Here is a 14,001-nt window from a genome sequence, read left to right on the forward strand (position 1 = left end):
GCGGCATGTCGTGGTTTAAAGAGCTGTGGCACAATAGTCGCGAAAAAGGCCAGTATTATGAGCTTGAAGCGCAAAAATACTTAGTTACTCAAGGGCTAACACCCATTGAACGTAATTATTACTGCCCCTTTGGTGAGCTTGATGTCATTATGAAAGAAGGCGATACCCTTATATTCGTTGAGGTTAAGTTTCGCAAAAATAATGCTCGTGGCGGTGCCAACTATGCGCTTAGTCCACAAAAACAAGCTCGATTAAAACGTAGTATTTATCATTACTTAGCAGCTAAAAATTTAACTAACCAAGCTCTAAGAATTGATTATGTAGCCATTACAGGAGAAGCATCTCCTAATATTAATTGGCTTAAAAATGTATTTTAAACGCAAATACAAAGATAAATTATTGGTAGGCTATGCAAGACACAATTAAAGAAATTTTTACAGAAAGCATTCAAGTTCAAATCGCTGCTGGTGAAGTGCTACCTAGTGCTCTTGAGTCAGCTGCATTTACTATTGCACAAAGTCTGATCAACGGAAATAAACTCATTTGCTGCGGTACTGCAAATTGCCACATGCTCGCTCAGCATATGGCGGGTGTGTTGGTTAATCATTATGAAACCGAACGTCCCTGCTTACCTGCAATTGCTCTATCGCAAGAAAACGTTAATCTGGGGCAAAGTACTCAAGTAGACGATCACGATACATTTGCTCGCCAAGTCCGCGCTTTTGCCCAACAAGGTGATTTATTGCTTGTACTGGCTATAAACGGTAACGAAAAACATGTTATTTCTGCCGTTGAAGCTGCACTAACTAAAGATATGAAGGTCATAGTTATGGTTGGTGATGATGGTGGCGAGTTGGTAGGGCTACTTGGCCCTAACGATGTTGAAATTAGATCGCCATCTAAACGCCCTAGCCGCATTATCGAATCCCATTTAGTTAACTTACATTGTTTAAGCGAACTTGTTGATTTAACGCTTTTCCCTCAGGATGAAAATTATGTTTAAACGCTCTCTTATTGTTTTAGGTACTGTTGTATTACTGCAAGGCTGCGCAGCCGCTGTTGTTGCAGGTACAGCCAGTGCAGTAACTGCAGCGAACGACCGCCGTACTATTGGCTCTCAAATTGACGATAACAACATTGAAATAAAAGCCAGTATTGCACTTAGCGAAGTAGAACGTCTTGAAAAATTTGCCAATATAAGCGCTGTAAGTGTTAACGGTATTGTTTTACTTGTTGGCCAAGTTGCTAACGAAGAAATGAGAAACGAAGCGCAGCGCACTATTGAGGGCGTTTCAGGTATTCGTAAAATACATAACCAAATTCGTATTGGCTCAAATACTGGCATTACTACACAAACTCACGACTCTTGGCTAACTTCTAAAGTAAAAGCCCAACTACTAACAGCAAAAGACATTAGCAGTAATAACATTAAAGTAGTGACAGAAAATGCTGAAGTTTTTTTAATGGGCTTAGTATCTGACTCTGAGTCAACTCAAGCTGTAAATATTGCCCGCAATGTTTCTGGCGTAGAGCGTGTAATTAAAGTATTTGAATACTTGTAAACACAAAATACAGACATAAAAAAACCGCTTATTCAGCGGTTTTTTTTGGCATTTACTTGTTATTTAATAACGCGTAAATGAGAGCCTTTTTTCTTCTCAGGCTTTTCTGGTGGTGTTTCATCAATAAACTCAGCTGATGAATCAACACTTTCAAGCTCTGGCACAAAATCGTCTTCGTCCTCTAAAAACTCATCTGCGGTAAAGACTGTTCCTTCGCCATTTTCACGCGCGTATATTGCAAGCACAGCACCTAGAGGTACATACACTTGCATTGGCTGACCACCAAAGCGCGCACTGAAGCTAAGTTGGGTTAAGTCTAACGAAAACTGTGTGACCGCTGATGGACTTATGTTTAAAACAATTTGTCCGTCTTGAACAAATTGTGTTGGCACTTGTACATTTGCAAATCCAGCGTCTACCACTAAATGCGGTGTACACTCGTTATCGACTATCCAATCAAAAAAAGCACGTAATAAATAAGGACGATTAGGCGTCATTATAAACGGATCTCACGCTCAGCTTCAGTTAAAGAGGCTTGGAATGACTCACGTTCAAATAAACGGATCATGTACTCTTTAAGCTCTTTAGAACCTGCACCATTAAGCTCAATACCAAACTCTGGTAAACGCCATAACAGTGGAGCTAAATAACAGTCTACTAAGCTAAACTCTTCACTCATAAAGTAAGGTGCTTCGCTAAAAATAGGTGCTACAGCAAGCAATGCTTCTGTTAGCTCTTTACGAGCTTGAGCAGCGTCTGACGTGTTGTTACTGATTTTGTCAGCTAGGCTGTACCAATCAGTATCAATACGATGCATCATTAAGCGGCTACGACCACGCATTACCGGGTAAACAGGCATTAGTGGAGGATGAGGAAAACGCTCATCAAGGTATTCCATGATGATGTTTGCCTGGTATAAACCAAGCTCACGGTCAATCAGTGTTGGCACTGTACCGTAAGGGTTAATTTCGTGAAGTGCTTCTGGCAAGTTATCTTTTTCAGCCAAATGAATATCTACACTTACACCTTTTTCCGCAAGTACAATACGTACTTGGTGGCTATACATACAGTTAGCACCAGAAAAAAGGGTCATTACAGGGCGCTTATTGGCAGCTACGGCCATGCCTATACCTCCATTAAATAACTAAAACAGCAAAAGGGGCTTAAGCCCCTATTGCAAAATTACCTTTAAAAATGTTCAACCTAATGAACATCTCTCCAGTATTCTTTCTTAAGCATAAATGCCAAGATAAACAGGATAATTAAAAATCCTATTACCTTAATACCTAGCGCTTCCGATTCAAGACGTGAAGGTTCACCCACGTACTCAAGGAAGTTTGTTAAATCACGAGCCGCTTGGTCGTATTCATCTATGCTTAATTCGCCCGTACCATCGGTTTCAGTAGCAATAACTTTAGTCACAGTGTGACCATGCTCTTGTACTTCTTTAGTGATAGGTGTTGGTAAACCTTGTAGTTCTTGAAGAACGTGAGGCATACCTACCGATGGGAAAACAATGTTGTTAACCCCAAACGGGCGAGATTCATCTTTATAAAACGATTTTAAGTACGTGTAAATATAATCTGGTGATTTTACACGAGCAATTAGAGTTAAATCCGGCGGAGCCGCACCAAACCATTTTGCTGCATCGTCTTTTGTAATCGCGTTAGTAATATGACTACCAACTTTAGAACCGTCAAAAATCAACTGCTCTAAACCAACCTCTGTTGGGATACCGATATCACGAAAAGTACGTTCATAACGTTGATACTGCATTTGGTGACAACCAAGACAGTAGTTCATGAACAACTTTGCACCGCGTTGTAAAGATGGTTGATCAGTAAGGTCGTTGTTCGCTTCCATTAAAGGAACCGATGGACCCGCTGCCATAACCATGTTCGGCAACAAGTTTACTGATAAAGCAAATAAACCAATAATAAGCTTCTTCATCATTTCGTTAACCTCTCTGGCAATGGCTTAGTTTTTTCGTTCTTACTGTATACAAACAACAGTACGAAGAACATAAAGTAAGTCACAGTACAGATTTGAGAAATAATCGTTTTCATATCAGTTTGTGGAGTTGCACCCACCCAACCTAGAAGAACGAAAGTTACAACAAAACCTGCAATGTTCCATTTATGGAAACCACAACGGTAACGAACCGATTTAACTCTACCACGGTCTACCCAAGGTAGTAACGCAAGTACCACAATCGATGCACCCATCGCCGCAACACCGATTAACTTATCAGGGATTGCACGTAAGATTGCATAGAATGGCGTAAAGTACCAAACCGGGAAAATATGCTCAGGTGTTTTAAGTGGGTTAGCTGCCTCGAAGTTTGGACCTTCTAAAAAGAAGCCATTCATCGCTGGCATAAAGAACACAACCCAACAGAACAATATTAAGAAACCAACCACACCCACAATATCTTTAACTGTGTAGTAAGGGTGGAACGGTATCGCATCAACAATATCTTTCTTGTCGGTGTAATACTCATGAAATTTAAATTTAGGCTTATCTTCTTCAGCTACTGAGCCTTTCTTACGTTTAATCTCAATACCTTCAGGGTTATTTGAACCCACTTCGTGTAGAGCAACAATGTGTAAGAAAACTAAGATTACGATAACCAGTGGTAGTGCAATTACATGTAATGCAAAGAAGCGGTTAAGCGTTGCACCTGATATTACATAGTCACCACGGATCCAAAGTGTTAAGTCATCACCAATAACCGGAATAGCCCCGAATAAGGAGATGATTACCTGTGCACCCCAGAACGACATTTGCCCCCATGGTAATAAATACCCCATGAATGCTTCAGCCATTAGCGCTAAGAAAATAAACATACCAAATAACCACAGTAACTCACGTGGTTTTTGGTAAGAACCGTAGATCATGCCACGGAACATATGCATATATACAACGATGAAAAACGCTGATGCACCGGTTGAGTGCAAGTAACGTAATAACCAGCCATATTCTACATCACGCATGATGTATTCTACTGAAGCGAATGCGCCTTCAGAAGACGGAACAAAGTTCATCGTTAACCAAATACCTGTTAGGATTTGGTTTACTAGTACCAACATGGCTAATGAGCCAAAAAAGTACCAGAAGTTAAAGTTTTTAGGTGCTGGATACTGTGCAATATGCATGTTCCAAACACGTGTCATTGGGATACGGTCGTCTATCCAACCAATAATCTTACCAAACATTAGGCTGCCCCTTTTTCTTCGCCCACTAAAATAGTGGTCTCATCAAGAAAAGTATAAGGTGGTATCTCTAAGTTTAATGGAGCAGGTACCGATTGAAATACACGGCCAGCCATATCAAATTTAGAACCATGACATGGGCAATAGAAGCCATCATCGGTTCCTTCAACTTTCTCACTAAAGTTACCTTGGAAAAAGCCAGGTGAACACCCTAAATGCGTACAAATACCTACAGCCAGAAAGATTTCTGGACGTAATGAACGGTAATCATTTGTTGATGATTCTAATTGTTGTGGCTCTTGCGAATGCGGATCACGAAGTTGACCTTCATGTTCTTTCATTTGCTCAAGCATTTTTGGGGTCCGTGATACAACCCATACAGGTTTACCACGCCACTCGACACGTATTAATTGTCCCGGTTCAAGTTTGCTGATATCTACTTCTACAGGCGCACCCGCAGATTTAGCTCGCTCACTTGGATTCCAAGACGCAATAAAAGGAACAGCAGCCCCAGCCGCACCAACACCACCTACAACAGAGGTAGCTATGGTTAAAAAGCGACGTCGGCCATTGTCTACAGGCGCATTGCTCATCCACTTATCTCCACTATGATTCTCAACACTTGCTATATTGAGAACATCAGTTACAGCAGGTTAATTATTCGAATTTTTAAAATAGAAGCGATCATAATTAAAACCCTTGATTAAAACAAGGTTATTCAAAGCCCTATGCTCGAATAAAACTAACTTGATCAAAATTTGATTAAGTAAGCTCGAGAATAAAGCCGAACGACTATAATAACGCTTCTGTAAAAACAATATACTGACCAAGATCAACACCACTAAGAGGAAACAGTAAAAACTGTACATAGTGCGGTTAAACTCACTCATTTTACTTCAATGCCAATTGTAGCAAAAAATTCCACCAATTAACTGATGGATTTAAACTAATTACGATAATTATTTAACTTTTTTGCAGCTATCTGAGTGTTTTTTAACTTTCGTTTGATTAATACGCAGTTATTAATCAATTTGATCATCATTAATTGCTGCAATCACCCAGTATCACCGTCGATATAAATAACTTTATATTAAGTTGCAAATGTAAACATTTTGATTTGAAAACAAAAAACCCAGCATAAGCTGGGTTTTTGAATTCTTGATAACGTATAGATTAACGTTTTGAGAACTGTGGACGCTTACGCGCTTTCTTAAGACCCACTTTCTTACGTTCAACTTTACGTGCATCACGTGTAACAAAACCTGCTTTACGAAGTTGTGAACGTAATGATTCGTCAAACTCCATAAGTGCACGAGTGATACCATGACGGATAGCACCAGCTTGACCAGTTGTACCACCACCAGAAACGGTGATGTAAAGGTCAAATTTTTCAGTCATATCAACTAGCTCAAGAGCTTGATGAACAACCATGCGTGCTGTTTCGCGACCAAAATACTCTTCTAGAGAGCGTTTGTTGATTACGATGTTACCAGTGCCTGGGCGTAAGAATACGCGAGCACTTGAACTTTTACGACGACCTGTACCGTAGTATTGATTTGCCATGATGGTGCTCCTTAAATGTCTAGAACCTGAGGCTGTTGTGCAGCATGGTTGTGCTCAGTACCTGTGTAAACTTTAAGTTTACGGTACATAGCGCGGCCTAAAGGACCACGTGGCAACATGCCCTTAACAGCCTTCTCGATGATCATTTCAGGCTTTGCAGCTTGAAGTTTATCAAAAGTAGTAGACTTAAGACCACCTGGAAAACCAGAGTGTGAATAGTACACTTTGTTTTTGAATTTGTTACCAGTTACAGTAACTTTTTCAGCGTTGATAACGATGATATAATCACCAGTATCTACGTGCGGTGTATATTCAACTTTATGCTTACCGCGTAGGCGATGAGCGATTTCAGTAGCGATGCGACCTAAAGTTTTACCTTCAGCGTCAACTACGTACCAGTCACGTTTTACTGTTTCTGGTTTAGCAACAAACGTTTTCATTTATAAAAATCCAATGTTTTTCAATTAAAACCACAAGTAGTTAATATTAACTACTGCTCTAAGTTTGCTATAACCCCTTCGAGTTTTAGACTTTTGCGCCGCTCACAAGTGGCTAGACTATATGAGGGCATAGAACGCAACGTGGCAGACGCGGGAGTATACCAGCACTTAAAACACATTGCTACTCGCCGGTTGTTTTTTCCACAAGAAATTTTAGAAATAAGAAGTACTATATATGCACCTCTTATTTTTAATGGCTAACCTATTACACTTTTACCTACTAATTTAAACCAAATGCTCTCTAGCTAAATACTCTAGAGACTGCATTTCTTGCAAACGGCTTATACAGCGCTTAAATTCAAAGTTTAAATTACCTTGGGTATAAAGTTCGGTAATAGGTTTTTCAGCCGATATAATTAAAGTTACATGGCGCTCGTAAAATTCATCCACTAAAGCAATAAAGCGTCTAGCGGCATCATCATTAGTTTGCCCGAGCTGTTTTACGTTAGAAATAATCACCGTATTATATAAGCGGCTAATCTCCATGTAATCAACCTGACTACGCGCTGTTTCGCATAATTCACTAAACTCAAACATCACCACGCATTTAGCTACTTTTCGCGTTTTGATTAAACGACCTTCTATCTCTATCGGCTCATCTAATTGTCCAGGCTCTGACGATAGCTTATCGAAGTATTCAAATAAGTTTTTATCCGCTTCTTTATCTAACGGACTATGAAAAATTTCGGCTTGCTCTAAGGTACGCAACCGATAATCAATACCTGAGTCTACATTAACTATTTCTGTATTGAGCTTAACCAGTTCTATAGCAGGGACAAAGCGGGCACGCTGCAAGCCATTTCTGTAAAGCTCATCAGGCACTATATTAGATGTAGCAACAAGTACTATACCCCGTGCAAATAGCGCTTCCATTAAGCCACCTAGCAACATAGCATCGGTAATGTCTTGAACAAAAAACTCATCAAAACAAATTATGTCTGTTTCAGCTTTGAAAGTGTCGGCTATTTTTTCTAATGGATTAGCCGTATTGTTTAGTTTTTTAAGCTCATTATGCACTCGGTGCATGAATCGATGAAAGTGCACGCGCATTTTACGTGTGCCCGGTAGTGATTCGTAAAAAGTGTCAACTAAATAAGTTTTACCACGCCCTACTCCACCCCAAAAGTACAAACCTTTTATAGGCGCAGGTTCATCTTTACTAAATAACTTAGCAAAAAAACCTTTTTGTTTTGGCTTTGCCTGAGTCAGGTCATCGTATAGACGTTGTAAATGGCGCACAGCATTTTCTTGTGCTGCGTCGTGTACAAAGTCATCTCGCTTTAAGTCTTGTTGGTATGTTTGCCAAGGAGTCATATCTATTTACAGTTAAAACACAGTTTAATTTGCAAAGCATATTAACACGCATCATAACTCGGGGTATATTACACTTAGTATGATTTATAATTGAATCGGCATTCGTTAGTTATTTTCCCAAAGGGGTAGTTTTTATGGGCACAGTTATGTGGGTAGGTTTAATTGTTATTGCTGCTGTTGTAGCATTTTTTATTGGCGCATTTGTTACTAAAAAACAATTCAAACAAGATGAATTAAAAGAGCAGGCAGAGCAAGCTGAAAATGCGTTAGAGCAGTATCGTCAAGATGTAGCTGATCATTTAGCGAATACTGGCAAGCTCGTAAATAAAATGAAAGAAAACTATGATCAACTGCTTAGTCACGTTGAAGAAACAAACCAACTTCTTTTAGAAGATAGAAATAAAGCACCAGCAGAACCTTATTTTTCTAAAGAAACAACAGAACAACTACAAGCGTCTTTAAAAGAACGTCGTTCAGATCGTTCTTCAGCCGCAGCGCAACCAGCTGATTATGTATCGGGTGAATCTGGTTTATTTGCTGGTCAAAATAAAGTTTCAGAACATTCTAAAGTATCTTGATGAACTTTTTTTAGACCCCATAGTCTTTAGATATAACAGCTTTGTTGTTTTATCTTAATAAATCGAAAAGGGCTGCTTTTAAAGTAGCCCTTTTTGTTTTTGCTTTATCTTAAGTGGAGTTACCCCTGACTATGAAAATGAAATTATCACTTATCAGCGCAGCTATTTTATCTACAAGCTTATTAATGAGCCCTGTAGCGTCTTATGCGAAAATGCCAATTGCAGTAAATGGTCAACAACTACCCACTCTAGCCCCCATGCTAGAGCAAATATCTCCTGGTGTTGTAAGTATCCAAGTTTCAGGCTCTAAAGAAGTACGCCGCCGTGCAGATCCACTCGAATACTTTTTTGGACAACAGCAGCCTCGCAGTCAAAAACGCCAATTTAGTGGATTAGGTTCTGGGGTCATTATCGATGCTGATGAGGGCTATGTAGTGACTAATAACCACGTAATCCAAGACGCCGAAAAAATGGTAGTTACTCTCGAAGATGGCCGTGAATTTGAAGCAACTAAAATTGGTACTGACACAGAATCAGACATCGCTCTTTTACAAATAGACGCTGATGACTTAACTGAAATCAAACTCGCCAACTCAGATAATTTACGAGTGGGTGACTTTGCTGTCGCTATTGGTAACCCATTTGGCCTTAGCCACACAGTTACATCAGGTATTGTTAGTGCCCTTGGTCGAAGTGGTTTAAACATTGAGGGCTACGAAGATTTCATTCAAACCGACGCAGCTATTAACCAAGGTAATTCTGGCGGTGCCTTAGTTAACCTCAATGGTGAGTTGATTGGTATTAATACCGCTATTTTAGGTGCTTCTGGCGGCAACGTGGGCATTGGTTTTGCGATTCCATCTAATATGATGAAAAATCTAGTCGATCAAATTATTGAACATGGTGAAGTACGTCGAGGCTCGTTAGGCATTTCTGGTCGCCCACTTGATGCAGGACTTGCAAAAGCACAGCAACTTGATGTCAAACAAGGTGCTTATGTAATGCAAGTAATGGACGACACTGCCGCAAGTAAGGCAGGAATTGAAGCTGGTGACGTTATTGTTAGCATAAACGGTGGCGACATTAGTGGCTTTCATGAACTACGCAGCAAAATTGCTACGCTAGGTGAAGGCCGTGAGATAAAACTTGGCATTTACCGCGATGGTAAAATTAAAACAGTGAAAGTAACCCTTGATGGTGCATCAGGTGTTACAGCGACCGGTGAAGAGCTGCATCCTGCATTCCAAGGCGCGACACTTGAAAATGTACAAAAAAACAGTAATAAAGGTGTTGAGGTTACTTCTGTAGATCCTCGCTCACCTTCTGCCCGTGTTGGCCTTGAAGAAGGTGATATTATTATGCAAGTGAATCGTCAACGAGTTGAAACGATTCGCGACATGAATAAAATCATCGACAGTACAAAAGGTAATATAGTACTTGGCGTGCAACGTGGTCGTGAGTCTATATTTATTTTAATTCAGTAATAAATAGCACTATTAATGTAATAAAAATAACAGTGGCACTTGCCGCTGTTATTTTTTTTATGTCATCATAAAGAGATTGCTCACTTACATAATAAGAAAATCGTGCTGAAACTAATAAAATTTATTCTTCCCCCTTTATTTGCAGGCCTAAGTATTGCTTTTTTAGTGGTTTTTTTCAGCCCTAATATGCGAGCTGCTTTACTTCCAAATGTTCCCCTACCAAGCGCAATGAGTTCGAGTCACCTGAGTTTTTCTGATGCAGTTAAACGAGCAGCTCCTTCTGTGGTTACTATTTTTTCAGAAAGTATTTCCAAAGAACCTCGTTATAAAAGAAAAAACACGGTACAAGAGCTAGGCTCTGGCGTCATCATGTCGCAAGACGGTTACATTCTTACCAACTACCATGTTGTTAATAATGCAGATCAAATTATGGTTATTCTAACCGATGGCAGACGCTTTTTTGATGTACAGCTAATTGGTTTTGATACTATTACTGATCTAGCCTTACTTAAAATCAATGCAGATCACCTCCCGGTAATTCCTGTAAATGATAGCTATGTATCCAATGTAGGCGATGTTGTACTTGCCATAGGTAACCCGCTTAATTTAGGCCAAACAATCACGCAAGGCATTATTAGCGCAACGGGTAAGCAAAAAATTACAGACAGTCCGTACAATAACTTATTGCAAATGGATGCGGCTATTAATGTGGGCAACTCTGGCGGCGCATTAGTTAACTCCAATGGTGATTTAGTCGGCATTACTTCTGCGCAGTTTAAAACGCGTGAGAACTTGAATATTCAAGGAATATTCTTTGCGGTTCCTTACTCACTTGCTAAAAAAGTAATGGGTAAGCTCATTCGTCATGGTCGTGTTGTGCGCGGCTATTTAGGCTTTGAAGGCACAGCAGTAGATAGTACCGGCAAGGAAGTAAACGACAGTCTGACCCCAGTTACTGGCATGCGTATTACTAATTTAGACCCTTTGGGACCAGCATGGCAAGCGGGTATTGAAGAGCAAGATATTGTTATTAAAATTGCAGGGCTTTCGGTAGCAAATCCACAAAAAGTGCTGGAAGAAATAGGTAATACAGAACCAGGTAAAGAAATAGAATTTGAGCTTTACCGGAATGGTAAAATAGAAAAAATCATGGTGGTGGTAGCTGAGCTTGAAACAAAGCTTTAATAAAAAATAATACCAACTTCCATAAATCGTCAATAAAAAGGTCGGATAGCAATTTGCGTATCCGACCTTTTTAAAATAGCTTAGCTAGTTAAATATCTACTTAACTACTTCGACGTTTAATATTTGCACCCAACGCACTTAGCTTATCTTCAATGCGCTGATAACCTCTATCAACGTGATAAATACGGTCAACAACCGTTTCACCCTGTGCCACTATACCCGTTAAGATTAAGCTAGCTGAAGCGCGTAGGTCGGTTGCCATCACTTGCGCGCCCGTTAGGCTCTCAGTCTCACCACAAATTGCGGTATGCCCTTCTAAACGAATATTAGCGCCCATACGCTGCAACTCAGGTACATGCATAAAACGGTTTTCAAAAATCGTTTCCGTAATCGTTGCACTACCATTTGCTACTACATTTAATGCTGTAAACTGAGCTTGCATATCCGTAGGAAAACCTGGGTGTGGAGCTGTTTTAATATTCACGGCTCTCAGTTCTCGGCCGCGCATATCAAGATAAATACTGTCGTTATGCACTTCTAGATGTGCATTTGTTGCACGTAATTTTTCAATCACAGGCTCAAGAGAATGAAAGTCAGTGTTTTTACAAAGTACTTCACCGCCTGCCATTGCTGCAGCGACTAAAAATGTACCTGTTTCTATTCTGTCTGGTAAAATGCTGTGCTCGCATCCTGCTAAACGCTCAACGCCTTCAACTTCAATGCGGCTAGTGCCTGCACCCGTAATTTTAGCGCCCATAGCAATTAAGCAGTTAGCTAAATCAATTATTTCGGGCTCGCGTGCAGCATTATCAAGTATGGTTTTACCATCAGCGAGGGCTGCTGCCATCAATAGATTTTCGGTAGCGCCTACGCTTACCATTTCCATAAAGATTTCAGCGCCTTTTAAGCGACCGTTTACCTTGGCATTAATATAACCATTTTCAACGTTTATTTGTGCGCCCATGCGCTCCAAACCTTGAATATGTATATCAACAGGGCGAGCACCAATAGCACACCCACCAGGTAAAGACACTTGAGCTTCACCAAAACGAGCAACTAAAGGGCCTAATGCAAGTACAGAGGCACGCATTTGCTTAACTAAGTCGTATGGCGCTAATGTTTTATTAACCGTTGCGCCGTCAATCACTAGCGTATCGCCGTGCCAATTAACATCAGCGCCTAGAGTTTTTAATAAGGCTTCAGTGGTCACTATATCGCGAAGGCGCGGTACATTAGTAAATGTACTTTTTCCATCAGCTAATAATGAAGCAAACAAAATAGGAAGTGCGGCATTTTTAGCGCCAGAAATAGTCACTTCACCAGCAAGTGAAGTACCACCTTGAATTACAAATTGATCCATTAAGAGGCCCTATTTATTGCGGTAAAATAAATTTTTGTTCACGCTTCCACTCTACAGGAGTAAATGCACGAATAGATACTGCGTGAATTGTGCCATCTGAAATTGTATTCATTAATGGGCCATAAACTAGCTGCTGCTTTTTAACTCGGCTTAAACCGTCAAAGCATTCACCTACTGCAACAACTTCATAATGACTACCATTGGCTTTTACATGTACTTCAGCTAATTGAAGTTCTTCGCGTAATAATGTTTCGACTTGGCTAGTTTCCATAACTCTCACTCAAATAGGGTTGTAACCTGACCCAATTGCATTAAATTTTGCAATTGCTCAGGTAGGTTTTGCAATTCAAGGCGAATGCCTTGCTGCTTTAATTCTGCAAAAGAGTGAATTAACCAAGCTAAGCCCGCTGTGTCAACCCTAGATACACCACTTAGGTCGAAATAGATGATTTTATGCTTGGTTAATAGCTTGTTGTTCAGAAGCTGTTCATCGCCAATTGAATTTCGAGTAAGCTCACCGTTTACTCGAAAATGTTGTCCATCAACTTGGCTTATTGCCAATTTAGTCATTCGAGTTACTGCCTCTAAACTGAACTGGTAGCTGACTCTTTTGCTCTAAAAGGTTACTTACATTATCAATACCTTGCTGACGCAAAATACCTTGTAGCTCACTTTGTTTTGCGTCTAGTAAACTAATACCTTCAGCAATCATATCGTACGCGCGCCATTCACCGTCACGGTCTTCGCGTACTTTAAAATCGATTCTGATATCAGGTTTACCATCTTCAATAATTTTAGTTTTAACGACAACGACATCTTTGCCTTTAAATGCTTGTTCTGCACCAAACTCAACTTTCTGGTTTGTATATTGAGTGAATACACCTGCATAAGTAGCAACTAAATACTCTCTAAACACACCAATAAAGCGTTGAATTTCTTTAATTGCTTTGGCTTTTTCAGCTTCGTCGGTAATTGCACGTACTTTAGATACTTCACTACCTAGTACGCGAAGTGCTGCATATTTGTAGTCGATATAAGGCATTAATTCTTCTTCAACGATTACGCGAAGATGCTCTTGATTTTTAACAATTAATGGCTGATCTTTTTTAATACGTGCAAATGTATTATCGGCAACTTGGCGTACCATTTTATTTGGATCAACCAATTTAACATCTGCTGCACTTACGCTTTGAGTTAGCGTCATTGTGCCAATTGCTACAATAGCTAAAAACTTTTTCAACAT

Annotated in this window: 18 protein-coding genes; 6 read left to right on the top strand and 12 right to left on the bottom strand. The window is 39.9% G+C overall.

Annotated features, from left to right (window positions below; all coding sequences use genetic code 11):
- Positions 1 to 5 precede the first annotated feature (5 nt).
- From GQR38_RS05045 to dolP, 3 genes are read left to right on the top strand one after another with little or no spacing between them, the layout of a single operon-like run.
- Positions 6 to 377, top strand: coding sequence for a YraN family protein (locus tag GQR38_RS05045; RefSeq protein ID WP_165721141.1), 372 nt, complete (start codon positions 6 to 8; stop codon positions 375 to 377).
- Between the two features lie 32 nt (positions 378 to 409).
- Positions 410 to 1,003, top strand: coding sequence for an SIS domain-containing protein (locus GQR38_RS05050; RefSeq protein WP_002957968.1), 594 nt, complete (start codon positions 410 to 412; stop codon positions 1,001 to 1,003).
- Positions 996 to 1,562 (top strand): division/outer membrane stress-associated lipid-binding lipoprotein, encoded by a 567-nt coding sequence (gene dolP, locus GQR38_RS05055; protein WP_165721142.1) that lies wholly within the window; start codon positions 996 to 998, stop codon positions 1,560 to 1,562. The genes GQR38_RS05050 and dolP overlap by 8 nt, the downstream gene beginning before the upstream one ends.
- A gap of 59 nt (positions 1,563 to 1,621) precedes the next feature.
- On the opposite strand, the gene GQR38_RS05060 is transcribed toward dolP, so the two are convergent.
- The 8 genes from GQR38_RS05060 to zapE form a co-directional block, all read right to left on the bottom strand.
- Positions 1,622 to 2,059, bottom strand: a complete 438-nt coding sequence (locus GQR38_RS05060; RefSeq protein ID WP_007580339.1) for a ClpXP protease specificity-enhancing factor — start codon at positions 2,057 to 2,059, stop codon at positions 1,622 to 1,624.
- Positions 2,059 to 2,685 (bottom strand): stringent starvation protein SspA, encoded by a 627-nt coding sequence (gene sspA / locus GQR38_RS05065; protein ID WP_002957965.1) that lies wholly within the window; start codon positions 2,683 to 2,685, stop codon positions 2,059 to 2,061. Before sspA ends, GQR38_RS05060 begins: the two co-directional genes overlap by 1 nt.
- Positions 2,686 to 2,765: 80 nt before the next feature.
- Complete coding sequence (locus GQR38_RS05070; protein WP_007580337.1) at positions 2,766 to 3,515, bottom strand: cytochrome c1; 750 nt, start codon at positions 3,513 to 3,515, stop codon at positions 2,766 to 2,768.
- Positions 3,512 to 4,777 (bottom strand): cytochrome b N-terminal domain-containing protein, encoded by a 1,266-nt coding sequence (locus GQR38_RS05075; RefSeq protein WP_007580335.1) that lies wholly within the window; start codon positions 4,775 to 4,777, stop codon positions 3,512 to 3,514. The genes GQR38_RS05070 and GQR38_RS05075 overlap by 4 nt, the downstream gene beginning before the upstream one ends.
- Positions 4,777 to 5,367, bottom strand: a complete 591-nt coding sequence (petA, locus tag GQR38_RS05080; protein ID WP_007580333.1) for a ubiquinol-cytochrome c reductase iron-sulfur subunit — start codon at positions 5,365 to 5,367, stop codon at positions 4,777 to 4,779. The genes GQR38_RS05075 and petA overlap by 1 nt, the downstream gene beginning before the upstream one ends.
- Positions 5,368 to 5,947: 580 nt before the next feature.
- Entirely contained in the window at positions 5,948 to 6,340 is a 393-nt protein-coding gene (gene rpsI, locus GQR38_RS05085; protein WP_024590200.1) for a 30S ribosomal protein S9, read from the bottom strand.
- Positions 6,341 to 6,348: 8 nt separating this feature from the next.
- The gene (gene rplM, locus GQR38_RS05090; protein WP_007378318.1) at positions 6,349 to 6,777 is read right to left on the bottom strand and encodes a 50S ribosomal protein L13; all 429 of its coding nucleotides are present in this window, start codon (positions 6,775 to 6,777) and stop codon (positions 6,349 to 6,351) included.
- Positions 6,778 to 7,062: 285 nt separating this feature from the next.
- On the bottom strand, positions 7,063 to 8,151 hold the full coding sequence (gene zapE, locus GQR38_RS05095; protein WP_010554277.1) for a cell division protein ZapE: 1,089 nt from the start codon (positions 8,149 to 8,151) through the stop codon (positions 7,063 to 7,065).
- Positions 8,152 to 8,285: 134 nt separating this feature from the next.
- Between zapE and GQR38_RS05100 the strand changes: the two genes are divergently transcribed.
- The 3 genes from GQR38_RS05100 to GQR38_RS05110 all read left to right on the top strand — a co-directional run bounded on the left by GQR38_RS05100 (position 8,286) and on the right by GQR38_RS05110 (position 11,398).
- Positions 8,286 to 8,729 (top strand): YhcB family protein, encoded by a 444-nt coding sequence (locus GQR38_RS05100; protein ID WP_007580324.1) that lies wholly within the window; start codon positions 8,286 to 8,288, stop codon positions 8,727 to 8,729.
- Positions 8,730 to 8,860: 131 nt separating this feature from the next.
- The gene (locus GQR38_RS05105; RefSeq protein ID WP_007580322.1) at positions 8,861 to 10,213 is read left to right on the top strand and encodes a Do family serine endopeptidase; all 1,353 of its coding nucleotides are present in this window, start codon (positions 8,861 to 8,863) and stop codon (positions 10,211 to 10,213) included.
- 102 nt (positions 10,214 to 10,315) lie between these two features.
- Positions 10,316 to 11,398 carry a trypsin-like peptidase domain-containing protein gene (locus GQR38_RS05110; protein ID WP_024590199.1) on the top strand — a complete coding sequence of 361 codons (1,083 nt, stop codon included), beginning with the start codon at positions 10,316 to 10,318 and terminating at the stop codon, positions 11,396 to 11,398.
- 100 nt (positions 11,399 to 11,498) lie between these two features.
- Here the strand turns inward: GQR38_RS05110 and murA are convergent, their stop codons facing one another.
- From murA to GQR38_RS05130, 4 genes are read right to left on the bottom strand one after another with little or no spacing between them, the layout of a single operon-like run.
- A complete protein-coding gene (murA, locus tag GQR38_RS05115) occupies positions 11,499 to 12,758 on the bottom strand; it encodes a UDP-N-acetylglucosamine 1-carboxyvinyltransferase (protein ID WP_007580318.1) in 1,260 nt (419 codons plus the stop codon).
- 13 nt (positions 12,759 to 12,771) lie between these two features.
- On the bottom strand, positions 12,772 to 13,029 hold the full coding sequence (locus GQR38_RS05120) for a BolA family protein (protein WP_002957953.1): 258 nt from the start codon (positions 13,027 to 13,029) through the stop codon (positions 12,772 to 12,774).
- A gap of 5 nt (positions 13,030 to 13,034) precedes the next feature.
- Positions 13,035 to 13,328, bottom strand: coding sequence for an STAS domain-containing protein (locus tag GQR38_RS05125; RefSeq protein WP_010554274.1), 294 nt, complete (start codon positions 13,326 to 13,328; stop codon positions 13,035 to 13,037).
- Entirely contained in the window at positions 13,321 to 14,001 is a 681-nt protein-coding gene (locus GQR38_RS05130) for an ABC transporter substrate-binding protein (protein ID WP_101163629.1), read from the bottom strand. The genes GQR38_RS05125 and GQR38_RS05130 overlap by 8 nt, the downstream gene beginning before the upstream one ends.

This window comes from Pseudoalteromonas sp. c7(2019), from assembly GCF_011378625.1.
Taxonomy (GTDB): Bacteria; Pseudomonadota; Gammaproteobacteria; order Enterobacterales; family Alteromonadaceae; genus Pseudoalteromonas; species Pseudoalteromonas arctica.

Bases quoted from the DNA above. Each gene is read 5' to 3' on its own strand.
- GQR38_RS05075 (WP_007580335.1), bottom strand. From the start codon at position 4,777: ATGTTTGGTAAGATTATTGGTTGGATAGACGACCGTATCCCAATGACA.
- rplM (WP_007378318.1), bottom strand. From the start codon at position 6,777: ATGAAAACGTTTGTTGCTAAACCAGAAACAGTAAAACGTGACTGGTAC.
- GQR38_RS05125 (WP_010554274.1), bottom strand. From the start codon at position 13,328: ATGACTAAATTGGCAATAAGCCAAGTTGATGGACAACATTTTCGAGTA.
- GQR38_RS05120 (WP_002957953.1), bottom strand. From the start codon at position 13,029: ATGGAAACTAGCCAAGTCGAAACATTATTACGCGAAGAACTTCAATTA.
- GQR38_RS05105 (WP_007580322.1), top strand. From the start codon at position 8,861: ATGAAAATGAAATTATCACTTATCAGCGCAGCTATTTTATCTACAAGC.
- zapE (WP_010554277.1), bottom strand. From the start codon at position 8,151: ATGACTCCTTGGCAAACATACCAACAAGACTTAAAGCGAGATGACTTT.
- murA (WP_007580318.1), bottom strand. From the start codon at position 12,758: ATGGATCAATTTGTAATTCAAGGTGGTACTTCACTTGCTGGTGAAGTG.
- GQR38_RS05045 (WP_165721141.1), top strand. From the start codon at position 6: ATGTCGTGGTTTAAAGAGCTGTGGCACAATAGTCGCGAAAAAGGCCAG.
- dolP (WP_165721142.1), top strand. From the start codon at position 996: ATGTTTAAACGCTCTCTTATTGTTTTAGGTACTGTTGTATTACTGCAA.
- sspA (WP_002957965.1), bottom strand. From the start codon at position 2,685: ATGGCCGTAGCTGCCAATAAGCGCCCTGTAATGACCCTTTTTTCTGGT.
- GQR38_RS05100 (WP_007580324.1), top strand. From the start codon at position 8,286: ATGGGCACAGTTATGTGGGTAGGTTTAATTGTTATTGCTGCTGTTGTA.
- petA (WP_007580333.1), bottom strand. From the start codon at position 5,367: ATGAGCAATGCGCCTGTAGACAATGGCCGACGTCGCTTTTTAACCATA.
- GQR38_RS05060 (WP_007580339.1), bottom strand. From the start codon at position 2,059: ATGACGCCTAATCGTCCTTATTTATTACGTGCTTTTTTTGATTGGATA.
- GQR38_RS05130 (WP_101163629.1), bottom strand. From the start codon at position 14,001: ATGTTGAAAAAGTTTTTAGCTATTGTAGCAATTGGCACAATGACGCTA.
- GQR38_RS05050 (WP_002957968.1), top strand. From the start codon at position 410: ATGCAAGACACAATTAAAGAAATTTTTACAGAAAGCATTCAAGTTCAA.
- GQR38_RS05070 (WP_007580337.1), bottom strand. From the start codon at position 3,515: ATGATGAAGAAGCTTATTATTGGTTTATTTGCTTTATCAGTAAACTTG.